Annotated in this window: 18 protein-coding genes; 8 read left to right on the forward strand and 10 right to left on the reverse strand. The window is 72.8% G+C overall.

All coding sequences use genetic code 11. From position 1 onward, the window contains the following. Positions 1–40 precede the first annotated feature (40 nt). The 3 genes from ispF to E2B92_RS09940 all read right to left on the reverse strand — a co-directional run bounded on the left by ispF (position 41) and on the right by E2B92_RS09940 (position 2,004). Positions 41–535, reverse strand: coding sequence for a 2-C-methyl-D-erythritol 2,4-cyclodiphosphate synthase (gene ispF / locus E2B92_RS09930; protein WP_126884729.1), 495 nt, complete (start codon positions 533–535; stop codon positions 41–43). Further along, positions 525–1,262, reverse strand: coding sequence for a 2-C-methyl-D-erythritol 4-phosphate cytidylyltransferase (gene ispD, locus E2B92_RS09935; RefSeq protein WP_126884730.1), 738 nt, complete (start codon positions 1,260–1,262; stop codon positions 525–527). Before ispD ends, ispF begins: the two co-directional genes overlap by 11 nt. Before the next feature lie 259 nt (positions 1,263–1,521). Continuing rightward, entirely contained in the window at positions 1,522–2,004 is a 483-nt protein-coding gene (locus tag E2B92_RS09940; RefSeq protein WP_003953493.1) for a CarD family transcriptional regulator, read from the reverse strand. Between the two features lie 630 nt (positions 2,005–2,634). Here E2B92_RS09940 and E2B92_RS09950 point away from each other — a divergent pair. After that, positions 2,635–3,327 carry a DUF461 domain-containing protein gene (locus E2B92_RS09950; protein WP_126884731.1) on the forward strand — a complete coding sequence of 231 codons (693 nt, stop codon included), beginning with the start codon at positions 2,635–2,637 and terminating at the stop codon, positions 3,325–3,327. 77 nt (positions 3,328–3,404) lie between these two features. Here E2B92_RS09950 and E2B92_RS09955 read toward each other — a convergent pair whose 3' ends face one another. Both E2B92_RS09955 and E2B92_RS09960 read right to left on the reverse strand, forming a co-directional pair. Beyond that, positions 3,405–4,085 (reverse strand): response regulator transcription factor, encoded by a 681-nt coding sequence (locus tag E2B92_RS09955; RefSeq protein WP_126884732.1) that lies wholly within the window; start codon positions 4,083–4,085, stop codon positions 3,405–3,407. Continuing rightward, positions 4,082–5,308: a sensor histidine kinase gene (locus tag E2B92_RS09960; protein ID WP_126884733.1), complete on the reverse strand. Its 1,227-nt coding sequence runs from the start codon at positions 5,306–5,308 to the stop codon at positions 4,082–4,084. The genes E2B92_RS09955 and E2B92_RS09960 overlap by 4 nt, the downstream gene beginning before the upstream one ends. A gap of 200 nt (positions 5,309–5,508) precedes the next feature. On the opposite strand from E2B92_RS09960, the gene phoU reads away from it, so the two are divergent. From phoU to E2B92_RS09970, 3 genes are all read left to right on the forward strand, one after another. After that, positions 5,509–6,189 carry a phosphate signaling complex protein PhoU gene (gene phoU / locus E2B92_RS09965; protein ID WP_126884734.1) on the forward strand — a complete coding sequence of 227 codons (681 nt, stop codon included), beginning with the start codon at positions 5,509–5,511 and terminating at the stop codon, positions 6,187–6,189. Between the two features lie 115 nt (positions 6,190–6,304). After that, positions 6,305–6,454 carry a hypothetical protein gene (locus tag E2B92_RS32935; RefSeq protein ID WP_185923559.1) on the forward strand — a complete coding sequence of 50 codons (150 nt, stop codon included), beginning with the start codon at positions 6,305–6,307 and terminating at the stop codon, positions 6,452–6,454. A 221-nt stretch (positions 6,455–6,675) separates the two neighbouring features. Further along, positions 6,676–6,912, forward strand: coding sequence for a hypothetical protein (locus E2B92_RS09970; protein ID WP_126884735.1), 237 nt, complete (start codon positions 6,676–6,678; stop codon positions 6,910–6,912). A gap of 185 nt (positions 6,913–7,097) precedes the next feature. Here the strand turns inward: E2B92_RS09970 and E2B92_RS09975 are convergent, their stop codons facing one another. After that, the gene (locus E2B92_RS09975) at positions 7,098–7,856 is read right to left on the reverse strand and encodes a phosphoglyceromutase (RefSeq protein WP_126884736.1); all 759 of its coding nucleotides are present in this window, start codon (positions 7,854–7,856) and stop codon (positions 7,098–7,100) included. A 117-nt stretch (positions 7,857–7,973) separates the two neighbouring features. Between E2B92_RS09975 and E2B92_RS09980 the strand changes: the two genes are divergently transcribed. Further along, complete coding sequence (locus E2B92_RS09980) at positions 7,974–9,239, forward strand: MDR family MFS transporter (RefSeq protein WP_126884737.1); 1,266 nt, start codon at positions 7,974–7,976, stop codon at positions 9,237–9,239. 137 nt (positions 9,240–9,376) lie between these two features. Here E2B92_RS09980 and E2B92_RS09985 read toward each other — a convergent pair whose 3' ends face one another. Then, positions 9,377–9,865: a YbjN domain-containing protein gene (locus E2B92_RS09985; RefSeq protein WP_126884738.1), complete on the reverse strand. Its 489-nt coding sequence runs from the start codon at positions 9,863–9,865 to the stop codon at positions 9,377–9,379. Continuing rightward, positions 9,858–11,219, reverse strand: coding sequence for a D-inositol-3-phosphate glycosyltransferase (gene mshA, locus E2B92_RS09990; RefSeq protein ID WP_126884739.1), 1,362 nt, complete (start codon positions 11,217–11,219; stop codon positions 9,858–9,860). The genes E2B92_RS09985 and mshA overlap by 8 nt, the downstream gene beginning before the upstream one ends. Before the next feature lie 356 nt (positions 11,220–11,575). Here mshA and E2B92_RS09995 point away from each other — a divergent pair, with 356 nt between their 5' ends. The 3 genes from E2B92_RS09995 (at position 11,576) to E2B92_RS10005 (ending at position 15,274) form a co-directional block, all read left to right on the forward strand. After that, positions 11,576–12,391 carry a class I SAM-dependent methyltransferase gene (locus E2B92_RS09995; protein WP_133087473.1) on the forward strand — a complete coding sequence of 272 codons (816 nt, stop codon included), beginning with the start codon at positions 11,576–11,578 and terminating at the stop codon, positions 12,389–12,391. Between the two features lie 171 nt (positions 12,392–12,562). Continuing rightward, positions 12,563–13,642 carry a C40 family peptidase gene (locus tag E2B92_RS10000; protein ID WP_133087474.1) on the forward strand — a complete coding sequence of 360 codons (1,080 nt, stop codon included), beginning with the start codon at positions 12,563–12,565 and terminating at the stop codon, positions 13,640–13,642. Between the two features lie 333 nt (positions 13,643–13,975). After that, the gene (locus E2B92_RS10005; RefSeq protein ID WP_126884741.1) at positions 13,976–15,274 is read left to right on the forward strand and encodes a PP2C family protein-serine/threonine phosphatase; all 1,299 of its coding nucleotides are present in this window, start codon (positions 13,976–13,978) and stop codon (positions 15,272–15,274) included. Positions 15,275–15,334: 60 nt separating this feature from the next. Here E2B92_RS10005 and E2B92_RS10010 read toward each other — a convergent pair whose 3' ends face one another. Together E2B92_RS10010 and E2B92_RS10015 are read right to left on the reverse strand one after the other, a co-directional pair. Further along, a complete protein-coding gene (locus E2B92_RS10010; protein ID WP_126884742.1) occupies positions 15,335–15,676 on the reverse strand; it encodes a DUF2516 family protein in 342 nt (113 codons plus the stop codon). A 275-nt stretch (positions 15,677–15,951) separates the two neighbouring features. Further along, positions 15,952–16,521 carry a hypothetical protein gene (locus E2B92_RS10015; RefSeq protein ID WP_126884743.1) on the reverse strand — a complete coding sequence of 190 codons (570 nt, stop codon included), beginning with the start codon at positions 16,519–16,521 and terminating at the stop codon, positions 15,952–15,954. Positions 16,522–16,539 lie beyond the last annotated feature (18 nt).

Below are 16,539 nucleotides of genomic sequence, written 5' to 3' on the forward strand. Positions count from 1 at the left end.
CGGTACCAGTGCCCCGTGCCCGTACGGAAGAACCGGTGTCTCAGCCGTGACGGACGAGCAGGGCGGTGGCGATGGCGGCGAGGCCTTCGGCGCGGCCGGTCAGCCCGAGGCCGTCGGTCGTCGTGCCGGAGACGGACACGGGCGCGCCGGCCGCCGCCGACAGGGCCTTCTGCGCCTCCTCGCGCCGCTTGCCGATCTTCGGGCGTACGCCGATGACCTGGACGGCGATGTTGCCGATCTCGAAGCCCTCGGCGCGCACGATCCGGGCGGCCTCGGCGAGCAGGGTCACCCCGGAGGCGCCGGACCACTCGGGGCGGGAGGTCCCGAAGTGGGCGCCGAGGTCGCCGACGCCGGCGGCGGAGAACAGCGCGTCGCAGGCGGCGTGGGCGGCGACGTCACCGTCGGAGTGGCCGGCGAGCCCGTACCCGTCGCTGTCGGGGCCTTCCCACAACAGGCCCGCGCACCACAGCTCGCGGCCCTTCTCGAAGGCGTGGACGTCGGTGCCGATGCCGACGCTCGGCAGGTCAGAAGCCATCGTTGGCCCTCCTGCGGGCGAGGACGGCCTCGGCGAGCACGAGGTCGAGCGGGCGGGTCACCTTGAACGCCTCCTCGTGGCCGGGCACGACCACGACCGGCTCGCCGAGCTGCTCGACCATGCTCGCGTCGTCGGTGACGTTGTCGGTGACGGTGGCGTGGGCGCGGACCAGGGTGTCGCGGGCGAAGCCCTGGGGGGTCTGCACGGCGCGCAGGGTGGCGCGGTCGGGCGTGGTGACGACCGGCTCGGGCTCGCCCTTCTCGCGCGGCTCGACCTGCTTGACGGTGTCGGCGAGCGGTACGGCCGGGACGACGGCGACGGCGCCGTCGCGGACGGCCTCGATGACCGCGTCGACGGTGTCGACGGGAACGAGCGGGCGGGCCGCGTCGTGGACGAGGACGGTGGTGATGCCGTCGGGCAGCGCCTCCAGGCCGAGGCGGACGGATTCCTGGCGGGTCTCGCCGCCCGGGACGACGAGGTAGTCGGTCCTCTCGGGCAGGGCGTGGGCGTCGAGGAGGTTCTTGACCTCGCCGGCGCCGTCGGGCGGGGCGACGACCACGACCAGGGAGACCGCGCGGGAGGCCGCCATGGCGCGGACCGCGTGGATGAGGATGGGCGTGCCGTTCAGCGCGCGGAGCGCCTTGGGGGCGCCCGGGCCGAGCCGTACACCCCGGCCGGCCGCGGGGATCACCGCGGCGGTGCGGGCAGGGGCTGCTGCGTCAGACATCGGATTGCACTCCGGCAGGTTTGTTGACTCGGCCGACATGGGTATGGCCTCAGCGGGGCGGGCGTACGCCTTGACCGGACCCTTCCGTGACCACTGGTTGAGCGAACTGCGCCGGCTCCCCGGGCGCAGCGTATGCGTACTGGAGCCGGACATGCCGCAGCGCCCGGCGACGAAGCTGTCTGTCACAGCATGTCAGCGGGCACCGCGGCATCGCTTCACATCAGCTACGCGCTCTGTGTGAGACGCGTCGTGCGACACGTCAGGACGCGAGGACCTCGTCCAGCAGGGCCTCGGCCTTGTCCTCGTTGGTGTTCTCCGCGAGGGCGAGCTCGCTCACCAGGATCTGCCGCGCCTTGGCGAGCATGCGCTTCTCACCGGCGGACAGTCCACGCTCGCGCTCGCGGCGCCACAGGTCGCGCACCACTTCGGCGACCTTGATGACGTCGCCGGAGGCGAGCTTCTCGAGATTTGCCTTGTAGCGACGCGACCAGTTCGTCGGCTCCTCGGCGTACGGTGCGCGCAGCACCTCGAAGACCCGGTCCAGCCCGTCCTGACCGACCACATCGCGCACGCCGACGAACTCCGCATTGTCCGCTGGCACACGAACCGTCAAGTCGCCCTGGGCGACCTTGAGCACCAAGTAGGTCTTGTCCACGCCTTTGATCTGGCGAGTTTCGATGGCCTCGATCAGCGCGGCCCCGTGATGGGGATAGACCACGGTGTCGCCAACCTTGAACGTCATGTGACAGGTACCCCTTCCGTGGCTATCCAGGGTAACACGGATACAGCTTCTTCTGAATGGCGTTTTCGCAGGTCAGGGCATATCTCGGGGCTTGACAACAGCGACACGAACGTGCTGCGGAGGGGTTCCGGAAGGGGGTATTCGCAGGTCGGAGCGGCTGCGCGGGCGGCCTGAAACCGGTACGTCACACCCGTCTCCGGGTGGTTCGAAGAGGCTGATCGTCCCGGTTTGTCGGGTTCCAGCAGGTGAACTTCCCGTACTCCGTTCGGCGGCCGCTCACTCGTACGGACGGCCGCCCCGGACCATTGTCGAAATTGACCGAGTGCGGGTCGCTCGGTGATCACGGAGCTTCATCGAGCAGGGCTTTTCCGGCGGAATGCGGGACCGTCCCGGAATTGATCAAGAGCGGTTATGTGAACACGGAACGAAGCGCCGGGATCGCTCGGCGTACGCCCGGGGTGCCGGGACCCCGACACCGCCCGTGGGGCGGGTCGGGTGCGGGGCGGGGTTGCGGGGTCGGTAACCTGAGCGCGCCGACTGATCCCCGGGCCCCCCGGGGGAGGCCGGAACAGCCAGTACCACCCACCGTGCCCGTCCCTCCGTCCGTACGTCCTAGGAGTTGCCGCCGCCGTGAGCCGCAGCCTTCGACGCGGCGCCCTCGCCGCCACCGCCATCGTGTTCTCGATCGCCTCGCTCTCCGCCTGCGGTGCGGGCAACGACGCGCAGACGCTCGGCGTCAAGCCGGACAACGCCGCCACCGCCGTCGGCAACATCAAGATCCAGAACGCCGTGGTGGTCACGCAGCCGAAGCCCGACGCGGAGGGCCCCGCCGTCGTCTCGGCGATGCTCTTCAACAACGGCGCCAAGGCGGAGACGCTGGAGGCCATCGAGCTGCCCGGCTCCGACGCCCCGGTCAAGCTCACCGCCGCCGGCGGCTCCGGCCCGATCACCGTCCCGGCGGGCGGCTCGGTCCTCCTCGGCGGCAAGGGCAACGCCTCCGCGGTGATCGACAAGGGTCGCGAGGCCGCGAAGGACGGCAGCGCCCAGGAAGTCGTCTTCAAGCTCAGCGAGACCGGCGACGTGCGGATGAAGGCGTTCGTCGTCCCGGCGACCAGCTACTTCGCGGGCTACGGCCCCGAGGAGGTCCCGCAGAAGCCGGGCGAGCAGACCCCGACGTCGCTCCCGCCCGCGCCGCCGTCGGGCGAGCCGACCAACAGCGCCACGGCCTCCCCGGCCGACTCCCCCGCCGCTCCGGCGGGCGGCGGCGACGCCTCGGCGTCCCCCTCCGACTCCGCCTCGGCCTCGCACGACGCGGGTCACTGACACACGCGTATGCGAAGGGGCGCCCCGCACTGCGTGGGGCGCCCCTTCGCTGCGACCGCCGCGGTCCGCGCCGCGGCCTACGGCTCGAACTTGTAGCCCAGCCCACGGACCGTGACCAGGTACCGGGGAGCGCCGGGGTCGGGCTCGATCTTGGCGCGCAGGCGCTTGACGTGGACGTCGAGGGTCTTGGTGTCGCCGACGTAGTCCGCGCCCCACACCCGGTCGATGAGCTGCATCCGGGTCAGCACCCGGCCCGCGTTGCGCAGCAGCATCTCCAGCAGGTCGAACTCCTTCAGCGGCAGGTCGACCTTGCCGCCCGCCACGGTCACCACGTGACGGTCCACGTCCATCCGGACCGGCCCGGCCTCCAGGGCGGCCGGGGTGACCTCCTCCGGCTCTCCGCGGCGGCGCAGCACCGCGCGGATGCGCGCGACCAGCTCGCGGGACGAGAAGGGCTTCGTGACGTAGTCGTCCGCTCCTATCTCCAGCCCGACGACCTTGTCGATCTCACTGTCCTTGGCGGTCACCATGATGACCGGGACGTTCGACCGGCCGCGGAGCTGGCGGCAGACCTCGGTGCCGGGCAGGCCGGGCAGCATGAGGTCCAGCAGGACGAGGTCGGCGCCGTTGCGCTCGAACTCATCCAGCCCCTCGGGCCCGGTGGTCGCCACGGCGACCTCGAAGCCTTCCTTGCGGAGCATGTAGGACAGGGCGTCGCTGAAGGATTCCTCGTCCTCGACGACGAGCACTCGGGTCACGGAAGGACCTCCGGGGCTGTGAGCGGTTCGATGGTGGTGTGGTCGTGGTGGGCCCGGGAAGAGCGGCCCCGTGCGGCGCCGGCCTCGGGAAGCCGGAGGGTGAAGGTGGAGCCCTGGCCCTCGGTGCTCCAGACGGTGACCTCTCCGCCGTGGGAGGCGGCCACGTGCTTGACGATGGCCAGGCCGAGCCCCGTGCCGCCGGTGGCGCGGGAGCGGGCGGGGTCGACGCGGTAGAAGCGCTCGAAGATGCGCTCCTTGTCCTTGTCGGGGATGCCTATGCCCTGGTCGGTGACCGCGATCTCTATGAGGTCGCCACCGGGCGCGGTGACGCGGCGGGCGGCGATGCCGACGCGGGTGTGGGCCGGGGAGTAGTTCACGGCGTTCTCGACGAGGTTGCCGAGGGCGGCGGCGAGCTGGCCGCGGTGGCCCCACACATGCAGGTCGGCGGTGCCGCCGGCGGCCATGGTGATCTGCTTGGTGGAGGCGGTGTGCCGGGAGCGGTCGACGGCCTCGGCGACGAGCTCGTCGACCCGGACGGGCTCGGCGTCGTCCAGCGGGTCGTCGTTCTGCACCCGGGAGAGGTCGATGAGCTCCTGGACGAGGTTGGTGAGCCGGGTGGCCTCTATCTGCATGCGCCCGGCGAAGCGCATGACCGCCTCGGGGTCGTCGGAGGCGTCCATGACCGCCTCGGAGAGCAGCGACAGGGCACCGACCGGGGTCTTGAGCTCATGGCTGACGTTGGCGACGAAGTCGCGGCGTACCGCCTCTATCCGGCGGGCCTCGGTGAGGTCCTCGACCAGCAGCAGCACCAGGCGGGAGCCGAGGGGGGCGACCCGGGCGGAGACGGCGAGGGCCTCGCCGCGGCCGGTGCCGCGCCGGGGCAGGTCCAGCTCGACCTGCCGTATCTCGCCGTCGCGGCGGGTGTCGCGGGCCATGTGGAGCATGGGTTCGACGGCGAGCTTCCCGCCGCGGACGAGTCCGAGCGCGTACGCCGCCGAGCTGGCCTTGACGACCGAGTCGCTCTCGTCGAGGACCACGGCCGAGGAGCGCAGGACCGACAGGACCGTGTCCACGCCGGGCGGCAGTACCGCGTCCGTGTGGAGGGAGGTCCGGGTGGGTCTGGCCTGGTCGCGCTCGCTCCAGCGGAACGCCAGCATGGCGATGACACCGGTGCACGCTCCGGCGATCGCGGCCAAGGCGGCGACCGCCGCGTTCACGTCCATGCATCCAGGTTATGCGGGTGCTCGGACACTCTCCCAGCCATCGGGGGCCGTGCTCGAACAGTCGTCGCCCAGAGTTCACCGAGGGGAAAGTGACGGTTCACTTGTGAGGGAGGCCCCGGACTTTTTGGACTCGGACCGTGGGAGCGTAGGGGGCCGAGCCCACCCGGACCCCTGAGGTTCGCACTGAGAGAGGGACATCCATGCGGGACGCGTACCACGAGGAACTGGACTCGATCGGCGAAAGTCTGGTCGAGATGGCCAGGCTGGTCGGGTCGGCGGTCGGGCGCGCCACGACCGCGATGCTCGACGCGGATCTGAAGCTGGCGGAGGCCGTGATCGCGGGCGACCAGAAGGTCGACGACCTCCAGCACGAGCTGGAGGCCCGGGCGATAGCCCTGCTGGCGCGGCAGCAGCCGGTCGCGACGGATCTGCGGATCGTGGTGACCTCGCTGCGGATGAGCGCCGACCTGGAGCGTTCCGGCGACCTGGCCCAGCACGTCGCCAAGCTGGCGCGGCTGCGCTTCCCGGACACGGCGGTGCCGCGCGACCTGCACGCCACGATCCTGGAGATGGGCCAGCTCGCGCAGCGCCTGATGGCGAAGGCGGCGGAGGTCATCATCACCAAGGACGTCGACCTGGCGCTCCAGCTCGAACACGACGACGACGAGATGGACCGCCTGCACCGGACGCTGTTCCAGCACCTGATGGACGACCGCTGGAAGCACGGCATCGAGACGGCCGTCGACGTGACCCTGCTGGGCCGCTACTACGAGCGTTTCGCCGACCACGCGGTGTCGGTGGCCAAGCGCGTGGTGTACCTGGTCACGGGCGAGCACGCCGACGAGCTCCAGCAGGCGGAGGCCCCGGTCGAGGGCGCGTGACCCGCTCGGGGCCGGGCGCCCGCACATCTGTGCGCCGTTGATGCGCCCTGTCGGCTGGGCATGCAATGGGAGAGGCGACGTACGCCTTGGAACGTACGCCTTCGAGGAGGGACCCATGGCAGATACGCCCATGACCGACCGCGAGCAGGAAGTACCCGTCGAAGTGCTCCGCCTGCCCGTGCTGGGCGCCTGCGGCTGCGGCTCGGGCTGCGGCTGCGGGTGCCAGTCGGGCGCGCCGTGTCAGTGCGGCGGCTGCTGCGGCTGACCCGCCGGGCGTTCGCACAAGGGCCCCGTCCATGTCCTGGACGGGGCCCTTCGGCGCTCCGCGGCCACCCCGGCGCCGCTACCGCCCGGTTCATGAGAAATGCCCATTTTGTAGTTACCGATGGGGAGCTGTTGACAGGGCCGCGGGGCCGGGGAAGCGTGAGCGTCGGACGCCGCATCGTCCGTCCCACATGAAGACGGAACGAGGAGGCTGAGCGTCATATGACCTCGACCAGAAAGCGCGTGGGCGCGGCGATCGCCACGGTCGCGGCGTCGTTCGCCCTTGGGCTCGGCGGCGCGAGCATCGCCGAGGCGAAGATCCAGCAGGTGGACATCTCCTGTGAGAACCGTGGCGGCCAGGAGCCCGGCGGCCAGCAGCCGTCCTGCAAGGGCGGCGGCCTGGTGCAGGAGAGCGAGAACCGCAACCCGTCGGGCCACGCACCGCCCGGCCACAACTGACCGGTGCGACCCGCCATAAGTCGCGAAATCGCGAATCGCCAAGTCGCAAAGGAGAACGAGCCCCCGGCGGCGCCCGCCGCGCCAGGGGGCTCGGCCCGTGCCACGGCCCGGACGCGAACGGCTCCCTCGCCCCGCCCGGGCCGGGCGGGTGAGGGAGCCCGATCACAGGGGAAGTCGGCCCCGGGCTACTTCTTGCCCTGGTTCTTGACCGCCTCGATGGCCGCCTTGGCCGCCTCGGGGTCCAGGTAGGTGCCGCCCGGCTTGACCGGCTTGAAGTCGGCGTCCAGCTCGTAGACCAGCGGGATGCCCGTCGGGATGTTCAGGCCCGCGATGTCGGCGTCGGAGATGCCGTCCAGGTGCTTGACCAGGGCGCGCAGGCTGTTGCCGTGGGCGGCGACCAGGACCGTGCGGCCGGCCAGGAGGTCGGGGACGATGCCGTCGTACCAGTACGGCAGCATGCGGACGACGACGTCCTTGAGGCACTCGGTGCGCGGGCGCAGCTCCGGCGGGATCGTGGCGTACCGGGCGTCGCCCGCCTGGGAGAACTCGTTGTCGTCGGCGAGGACCGGCGGCGGGGTGTCGTAGGAGCGGCGCCACAGCATGAACTGCTCCTCACCGAACTCGGCGAGCGTCTGCGCCTTGTCCTTGCCCTGGAGCGCGCCGTAGTGCCGCTCGTTCAGGCGCCAGGAACGGTGGACCGGGATCCAGTGGCGGTCGGCGGCCTCCAGGGCGAGCTGCGCGGTGCGGATGGCGCGCTTCTGGAGCGAGGTGTGCAGCACGTCGGGCAGCAGACCGGCGTCCTTGAGGAGCTCACCGCCGCGGACGGCCTCCTTCTCGCCCTTCTCGGTGAGGTTGACGTCCACCCAGCCGGTGAACAGGTTCTTCGCGTTCCATTCGCTCTCGCCGTGGCGGAGGAGGATCAGCTTGTACGGTGCGTCGGCCATGCGTACGAGATTAATGGACGCCGATGACACTTGACGGCTCCCGTCAATTCAGTGGCCCCCCGCCTCGGCAGCCCGTAATTTTCGATCACCGGGTCAGCCGCTTACGGGGGGTCACGCATGTCCATCACCACGCTCAAACGGGCGGCGAGGGAGAGCGTCTCGGGGCTTCCCCGGGCGTTCTGGTGGCTGTGGGCCAGCACCCTGATCAACCGGCTCGGCGCCTTCGTCGCGACCTTCATGGCCCTGTACCTGACCCTGGACCGCGGCTATTCGGCCTCGTACGCGGGGCTCGTCGCCTCCCTGCACGGGCTGGGCGGCGTCATATCGTCGGTCGCCGGCGGGGTGATGACCGACCGGCTCGGCCGCCGCCCCACGCTGCTGATCGCCCAGGTGTCGACGGCCGTCTCGGTCGCCGTCCTCGGCTTCATGCAGCACCCGGCCGCCATCGCGGCCGTCGCCTTCCTCGTCGGCGCCGCGTCCAACGCCTCGCGGCCCGCCGTGCAGGCGATGATGGCGGACATCGTCCGGCCCGAGGACCGCATGCGGGCGTTCTCGCTCAACTACTGGGCGATCAACCTCGGCTTCGCCATCTCCGCCGCGGGCGCCGGGTTCATCGCCGAGTACAGCTACCTCGCGGGATTCCTCGGCGAGGCGGTGCTGACCCTGACCTGCGCGGTCCTGATCTACGCCAAGCTGCCCGAGTCGCGGCCCTCCCAGGCCCCGTCCGCTCCCGGGAAGGCCGTGGAGCCGGAGGTCGGGATGGGGACGGTCCTGCGCGACGGGCGGTTCATGGGTGTGGTGGGGCTGTCGTTCCTCATCTCGCTGATCTTCCAGCAGGGGTACGTGGGCCTGCCGGTCGCCATGGGCGCGGACGGGTTCAGCGCGGCCGACTTCGGGCTGGCGATGGCGGTGAACGGCGTGCTGATCGTGGCACTCCAGCTCCCGGTCACCCGGTACATCGAGCACCGTGACCCGCGCCGGCTGCTGATCCTCTCGTCGCTGCTGGCCGGGTACGGCTTCGGGCTCACCGCCTTCGCCGGGTCGGTCGCCGTCTACGCGCTGACCGTCTGCGTCTGGACGCTCGCCGAGATCGTCAACGCCCCGACCCAGACGGGCCTGGTGGTGCGGCTCTCGCCGGTCCACGGGCGGGGCCGCTACCAGGGCGTGTACACCATGTCGTGGTCGGCCGCCGCGCTGATCGCCCCGCTGATGTCCGGCTGGGTGATCGACCGGTTCGGCGCGGAGTGGCTGTGGGGCGCGTGCGCGGTCCTCGGGACGGTGGCCGGGCTCGGCTACTGGCTGCTGATGCGGACCCTGCCGGAGGAGCGGGAGGCGACCGGGGCCGCCGCGCCGGCGCCGGACCGGGAGGCGGTCACCGCCTGACGAGGGCGCGCTGGGCCTCGTACAGATTCTGGGGGCGTACGGACACGGGGGTGCCGTACGCCCCCAGCCGTGTGTGGAGCGGGCCGGCGAAGTCCGGGACGTCGATCTGGCCGAACTCCCGGCGGCGGCCGGGGTGGTTACTTCTCCGGGCGGGTCAGGTGGCTGAACGCGTCCAGGTTGCGCGTGGACTCCCCACGTGCGACGCGCCAGGCGTACTCCTTGCGGATCGCCGTGGCGAACCCCAGCTCCAGCAGCGTGTTGAACGCCCCGTCCGCCGCCTCCAGGACCGAGCCGAGCACCCGGTCCAGCTCCTCCGGGGTGACCGCCGACAGCGGCAGCTTGCCGGTCAGGTAGATGTCGCCGAGGCTGTCGACCGCGTACGCCACCCCGTACAGCCGCAGGTTCCGCTCCAGCAGCCAGCGGTGGACCCCCGCCTGGTTCTCGTCGGGGTGCCGGATCACGAACGCGTTCAGCGACAGCGAGTGGCGGCCCAGGCGCAGCGACAGCGTGGTGGACAGCTTGCGCGTACCGGGGAGGGTGACGACGTACGAGCCGGGCTCCGGGGACTCCCAGGTCAGCTCGGCGTCGGTCAGCGCGGACTCGATGATCTTCCGGGCGTCAGCCATGACGCGAGCGTACGGCACGGCGATGTTCGTGCATCGCCGCGGTGTACACGTCCGCCGTCCCCGACGCCGCCGTGTCCCAGCCGAACGACTCGGCGTGCCGCGCCGCCGCCGCGCCCAGGCGGGCGGTCAGCGACGGGTCGGCGACGAACCGGCGCAGCGCGTCCGCGTAGTCCGCCGGATCGTGCCCATCCACCAGGAAGCCGGTCGAGCCGTCCCGCACCGCGACCGGCAGCCCGCCCACCGACGCGGCGACGACCGGGGTGCCCGCCGCCTGCGCCTCGATGGCGACCAGCCCGAACGACTCGCTGTACGAGGGCATGACCAGCACCGACGCCGCCCGGAACCAGTCGGCGAGCGCGTCCTGGCGCACCGGCGGGTGGAAGCGCACCACGTCCGCGATGCCCAGCTTCGCGGCGAGCTTCTGGAGCCCCTCCGGCTTGGCGAGGCCGCTGCCGCTGGGCCCGCCGACGACGGGCACGAGCATCCGGGACCGCAGCGAGGGGTCCCGCTCCAGCAGCAGGGCGGCGGCGCGCAGCAGGATGTCGGGGGCCTTCAGGGGCTGTATGCGCCCCGCGAAGACGGGGATGAACGCGTCGGCGGGCAGCCCGAGCCGGGCGCGGGCGGCGGCCCGCCCGTCCGCCGGCCGGAACCGGTCGAGGTTCACGCCCGGGTGCACGACCGCGACCTTCGACGGCTCGGCCTCGTAGAAGCGGACCAGCTCGTCCGCCTCCTCGGCGGTGTTGGCGATCAGCCGGTCGGCCGCGCGCACGATCTGGGTCTCGCCGATCACCCGCGCGGCCGGCTCGGGGGTGTCGCCCTCCGCGAGCGCCGCGTTCTTGACCTTGGCCATGGTGTGCATGGCGTGCACCAGCGGCACGCCCCACCGCTCGGCGGCGAGCCAGCCGACGTGGCCGGAGAGCCAGTAGTGCGAGTGGACCAGGTCGTAGTGGCCGGGCCGGTGCCCCGCCCAGGCCCGCATGACGCCGTGCGTGAAGGCGCAGAGCTGGGCGGGCAGCTCCTCCTTGGCGAGCCCCTCGTAGGGTCCGGCGTCCACGTGCCGGACGAGGACGCCCGGCGCCAGTTCCACCGCCGGGGGCAGCCCCCCGGCCGTGGCCCGCGTGAAGATCTCGACCTCGATGTTGATCGCGGCGAGGCGCTTGGCCAGCTCGACGATGTAGACGTTCATGCCGCCCGCGTCGCCCGTGCCCGGCTGGTGCAGCGGCGAGGTGTGGACGCTGAGCATGGCGACCCGGCGCGGCACACGGGCCCGCCCGGGCAGGCGGAGGCGGTGCGGCGGGCCGAGCCGGTGCGGCGTCGCCAGACTGCCGGCGAACCGGGACACGTACTGGCTCACGTCGGCGTCCTTCCGCTGTGCGGGCATGGCAAGCGGAGGACACGCGCGCGCCAGTGCGTACGGCCCTCCTGTCAGCGACAACAGCGGGCCGGCCCTGCGCATTTCCGCTTTGCCAATTCATTACGCGCACGGGGCCGGGCGCGTGACCGCGTAAGAGGCGGACCCGGACGCGCACGGGGCGGGCGCGTGACGCGCGGGGGGGGGACCCGGACGCGCTGCGGGGCGGGCGCTGACGCGCGGGGGCCCCGGACGCGCACGGGGCCGGGCGCGTGACGCGCGGGGGGGACCCGGACGCGCGTTGGGGCGGGTTCATGACACGTACGGGTGCGGCCCGCGGACCGCTTACCCTCGTCCCCATGGCCCCGCGCACCACCCGCCCGACCGGGACCCGCCCCGTCGGCACACCGACCCGCGGGACCACCAACCCCAACCGCCTGCGCCGCATGGACCGCTGGATCGCCGCCGTCCACGGCGCGCAGCTCCGCCGCGCCCGCACGGCGCCGGTCGCCGTCGACCTGGGGTACGGGGCGGCTCCCTGGACCGCCGTGGAACTGCTGCACCGGCTGCGCGCCGACGCCGATCCCCGCACCCGGGTGGTGGGCGTCGAGATCGAACCGGACCGGGTGGCGGCGGCCCTGCCGTACGCCCGGGACGGCCTGACCTTCGTGCACGGCGGCTTCGAGGTCCCGGTGGACGGCTCCCCGGCGCTGATCCGGGCGGCGAACGTGCTGCGGCAGTACGACGAGGACGAGGTCGCGGCGGTGTGGGCGCGGCTGTGCGCACGGCTCGCGCCGGGCGGGCTGCTGGTGGAGGGGACGTGCGACGAGATCGGGCGCCGGCACGTGTGGGTGGCCCTGGGCCCGGAGGGCCCGCGCACGGTGACCTTCGCGACGCGGCTCGGGTCGCTGGAGCGCCCCTCCGACCTGGCGGAGCGCCTGCCGAAGGCGCTGATCCACCGGAACGTGCCGGGTGAGCCGGTGCACGCCTTCCTGCGGGACTTCGACCGCGCGTGGGCGGCGGCGGCCCCGTACGCCTCGCTGGGCGCCCGGCAGCGGTGGATCAGGACGGCGCGGGACCTGGCGGCCGACTGGCCGCTGGTGGACGCCCGACGCCGGTGGCGGCAGGGCGAGGTGACGGTCCGGTGGGCGGCGCTGGCACCGGGCGCGTACTGAGCGGACCGGCAAGGGGCGCGGAGGCGGTGCCCGTCGCGTGGAACGGCGCTCCGCGATCTTTCGTCCCCCATGGGTGGGTGTGACTCTGTCGTTTTCGCGGGCCTCATGGCACCATCTCGATCGACACCCGAAGTTACTGACGGTAAATCAGATGGGGAGATGGGGGAGTCCGTGAACCGACGCCGCTGCGCCACCGCCGCGATCACCGTGGTCTGCGCCCTGACCGTGCTGGCGTCACCGGTCCAGGCGGCGTACGCGGCGCCCGTCCCGCCCCCGCCCGCCACCGCGCCGCCCGCGTCGGCACCGCCCGCCCCGGACCGGAGCCTGGAGGAGGTGCGCCGGGAGATCGACGCCCTCTACCGCCAGGCCGCCTCCGCCACCGACGCGTACAACCTCGCCGACGAGCGGGCCAAGAAGCAGTCGGCCGAGATCGTCAGACTGGCCCGGGCCATCGTGGAGGGCCAGGCCCGCATCGCGGACCTGAAGAACCGGGCCGGCGCCGCCGCCCGCGCCCAGTACCGCAACGGCGGCATACCCGACGAGGCCAAACTCGTCCTCACCGACGACCCGCAGCTCTTCCTCAGCGGCGTCGGCCGCCTCCGGCAGGGCCAGAAGGCGACCAAGGACCTCCTCGCCGAACTGGCGCAGCGGCAGGCCGACTTGGAGACGTACACCAAGGACGCGGGCGCCCACTGGAACCGGCTGGAGGCCAACCGCGTCCAGCAGGCCAGGACCAAGAAGCAGATCGAGACCAAGATCGCTGCCGCCGAGAAGCTGGAGTCGCGGCTGGAGGCCGCCGAGCGCGAGCGGCTGCTCCAACTGGAGCGGGACGAGCAGGCCAGGGCCCAGACGGCCTGGCTCGGCTCCGGCGCCCTCGACGGGATCGGCGGCAGCGCGAGCCCGCAGGGCAAGAAGGCGATCGCGTACGCCACGGCCCAGCTCGGCAAGCCGTACGTGTGGGGCGCGGAGGGCCCGGGGTCGTTCGACTGCTCGGGGCTGACGTCACAGGCGTGGGCGTCGGCCGGTACGGGCATCCCGCGCACCTCGCAGGAGCAGTGGCGGCTGCTGCCCCGGGTCGACGTCAAGGACATGCGGCCGGGCGACCTGATCATCTACCACGCGGACGCCAGCCACGTCGGCCTGTACATCGGCGACGGGGCGATCATCCACGCCCCCCGGCCGGGACGGAACGTCACGGTGGCGGGCGCGGGCTCCATGGCGATCCTCGGAGTCGTCCGCCCGGACAAGTGAGCGGTGCGGCCGGTCCGGGTGGGCCGTACACCCGGTCCGCGTCCGTCCGCGCGGACGCGTGAGCCGTCGGCCCGGACGCGTGAGCCGTACACCCGGTGATGTGAGCCACTGCCGTTACTGGCGGTTACGTCCCGGGATGTGACCGGCCCAACACACAGCGCGTGACGTTCGTCATGACGCGGTGCCCAACTACCTCCCGCTGCGCGGCATATGCCATCGGCTCTTCGCTGATCGCCATTCCGTTCGGACACCGCGGACCGCTATGGTCCCCGTCGGTGGTCTCTCGCCCGAGAGGCCGCCGTGCCCTCGGGGGGAGGGAAGGAAACCGAACCGATGCCCGTACCCGTACCGCGCCAGAGGGTGAACACGCCGAGCCAGACCGCGGTCGCCGCGACCGCAGCCGTCGGCACGGACCTCACCCTCCTGGTGATCGAGGACGACCCGGCGGGCACCTTCACCGTTCCGGAGCTGGTCGACGCGTCCGGCGGCCGGGTCCGCATCCGTACCGCCCGCAACCTCACCGAGGCCGAGCGGCTCCTCACCGACGACGTGCACTGCGTGCTCGTCGACCTCGCCCTCGCCCCCGGCAAGCCGGGCGACGACCGGCTGGCGCCCCTGCACCACGTACTGCGCCTGGCGCCGCGCCACGCCGTCCTGGCCCTGACCACGTCCGGCGACGCCGAACTGGCGGCGGCCGCGGTGAGCGCCGGGGCCCAGGACCACCTGTGCCGCGAGGAGCTGGACGGACCGCTGCTCAGCCGCGCCATCCGGTACGCCGTGGAGCGCAAGCGGGCCGACTCGGTGCAGGTCAAGCTGGCCGAGTCCCGGCTGCGGGCGCAGGAGAACGCCCGCCTGGAGCGGGGCCTGCTGCCCACGCCGCTGCTCCAGGGCTCCGACCTGCGCTTCGCCGCCCGCTACCGGCCGGGGCGCTCGCGCGCACTGCTGGGCGGTGACTTCTACGACACCGTGCGGACGCCGGACGGGACCGTGCACGCCATGATCGGCGACGTGTGCGGGCACGGTCCGGACGAGGCGGCGCTCGGCGTGGAGCTGCGCATCGCGTGGCGGGCGCTGACGCTGGCGGGGCTGTGCGGCGACGAACTGCTCTCGACGCTTCAGCAGGTGCTGGAGCACGAGCGGGACAACGAGGAGATCTTCGCGACCCTGTGCACGGTCGACATCGCGCCGGACGGGCGCCGGGCCGGGCTGTGCCTGGCGGGGCACCCCTCGCCCCTGATCGCCCGGCACGGTCGGGCGGCGCAGCTCCTGCCGTACGAGGACGGCGGCCCCGCCCTGGGGCTGCTGCCGCGCGCCCGCTGGCCGCGCCGCCAGGTGGAGCTGGGCGGTGCGTGGAGCCTGATGATGTACACGGACGGCCTGATCGAGGGCCGGTCGGCGGGGCCGGACTCGCCCCGGCTGGGCCAGGACGGCATGGTCGAGATGATCAACCGCCAGCTCGCCTCGGGGCTGGGCGGCGAGGAGCTGCTGGAGGCGGCGGTGGCCGAGGTGCGGGAGCTGAACGGCGGCGAGCTGACGGACGACGTGGCCGTGCTGCTGCTCGCGCGTGAGCGCACGGCCGGGGACCCCACGGCCGGGCGCCCGTCCCGGAGCCGCCGCGGGCAGCGCCGCTAGCGGCGGCGGGCCGCCCGGCCGGGCCGCCGTGCGGCGGGGCCCGCCATGGCGGGGCCGCCGTCAGCGGCCGCCGTTGTAGGGGCCGTACGGACCGTCGCTGCTGGACCCGCCGCGCCGGCCGCCGCGGCCGCCCCCGGACACCTGCTGGAGGGCCGGCCGGACGTCGACCATGAAGACGATCGAGGCGACGAGACCGGCGATCTGGAGGAACAACATCGGCACCAGCAGGTTCACCGCGACCGTGACGCCCAGGATGATCAGCCAGAACATCTTGGTCTGCTTGTCGGCGGCGCGGTAGGCGTCCTCGCGTGCCGTCACCGCGATGAACAGGGCGACCACGGCGATCAGGAGCATGGCGAGGTTGAGCAGAAAGAGGAACGTGCTGAATCCTGCGAGCAACATGCTGAGCACCGCCTAGTCAGTGAGTGAAGCGCCTCGCGGCCAAGGTACCCGTACAACGCCCCGGCACCCCCGAACGTGCCCACGGCCCGCACGCCGATCACCTACGCCCGACCCCGCCCCGTGCCCGCCCGCCCCGCACCGGGCGGCCGGGGCGGTCACGGGCACAGACGGTCGGCCACCCGGCCGGTCGGCGCGGGCACGGGGACCCAGCCGGCAGGAGCACGAAGGGCACCCGGCCGGCCAGGCGCGGGGACGGCCGGTCGGGGACCCGCCGGTCAGGCGTCCGGCGAGGCGGTCTTCTTCGCGGCCGGCTTGCGCGGCGCGGGCGCCTTCTTCGCCGGGGCGGCCTTCTTGGCGGCCGGCGCGGCCGCTGCGGGAGCGGTCGCGGCGGGAGCGGTCTTCGGCTCCGGGTCCGGCTCGACGGCGATGGCGATCTCGTTGATCTCCTCGGCGGCCTCGCCGCGCCACTGCTTCACGGCCTGCTCACCGTGCTCGGCGACCTTCTCGTACGTCTCCCGCGCCCTGACCGCGTACTCGGCGGCCACGCCGACGCTCCGCAGCGCCAGGTGCTGCGCGTTCTCGCCCAGCTTCTTCAGGTCCGTGTCCAGGGAGCCGAGCACCTCGGTGACCTTGGCCTGCACGGTGGCCTGGGCCTCCTTGGCCTGGGCGCTCACCTTCTCCTGCACGGCCTTGGGGTCGGTGTTGCGCACCGCGTCGATGCGGGCGGGCGCCTCGGCGGCGAGCTGCTCGATCAGGCCGGGGACCTTCTTCGCCTGCTGCACGGCGAGGTCCGCCGTACCGGCGGCGAAGTAGAGGGGCGTGCGGAGTTCTTCGATGATGGCCACGACTGTGGTCCTCCCGGA

The sequence above is a fragment of the Streptomyces sp. WAC05374 genome (assembly GCF_004353505.1).
Lineage (GTDB): Bacteria > Actinomycetota > Actinomycetes > Streptomycetales > Streptomycetaceae > Streptomyces.

Bases quoted from the DNA above. Each gene is read 5' to 3' on its own strand.
- ispF (WP_126884729.1), bottom strand. From the start codon at position 535: ATGGCTTCTGACCTGCCGAGCGTCGGCATCGGCACCGACGTCCACGCC.
- ispD (WP_126884730.1), bottom strand. From the start codon at position 1,262: ATGTCTGACGCAGCAGCCCCTGCCCGCACCGCCGCGGTGATCCCCGCG.
- E2B92_RS09940 (WP_003953493.1), bottom strand. From the start codon at position 2,004: ATGACGTTCAAGGTTGGCGACACCGTGGTCTATCCCCATCACGGGGCC.
- E2B92_RS09960 (WP_126884733.1), bottom strand. From the start codon at position 5,308: ATGGACGTGAACGCGGCGGTCGCCGCCTTGGCCGCGATCGCCGGAGCG.
- phoU (WP_126884734.1), top strand. From the start codon at position 5,509: ATGCGGGACGCGTACCACGAGGAACTGGACTCGATCGGCGAAAGTCTG.
- E2B92_RS32935 (WP_185923559.1), top strand. From the start codon at position 6,305: ATGGCAGATACGCCCATGACCGACCGCGAGCAGGAAGTACCCGTCGAA.
- E2B92_RS09970 (WP_126884735.1), top strand. From the start codon at position 6,676: ATGACCTCGACCAGAAAGCGCGTGGGCGCGGCGATCGCCACGGTCGCG.
- E2B92_RS09975 (WP_126884736.1), bottom strand. From the start codon at position 7,856: ATGGCCGACGCACCGTACAAGCTGATCCTCCTCCGCCACGGCGAGAGC.
- E2B92_RS09980 (WP_126884737.1), top strand. From the start codon at position 7,974: ATGTCCATCACCACGCTCAAACGGGCGGCGAGGGAGAGCGTCTCGGGG.
- E2B92_RS09985 (WP_126884738.1), bottom strand. From the start codon at position 9,865: ATGGCTGACGCCCGGAAGATCATCGAGTCCGCGCTGACCGACGCCGAG.
- E2B92_RS09995 (WP_133087473.1), top strand. From the start codon at position 11,576: ATGGCCCCGCGCACCACCCGCCCGACCGGGACCCGCCCCGTCGGCACA.
- E2B92_RS10005 (WP_126884741.1), top strand. From the start codon at position 13,976: ATGCCCGTACCCGTACCGCGCCAGAGGGTGAACACGCCGAGCCAGACC.
- E2B92_RS10010 (WP_126884742.1), bottom strand. From the start codon at position 15,676: ATGTTGCTCGCAGGATTCAGCACGTTCCTCTTTCTGCTCAACCTCGCC.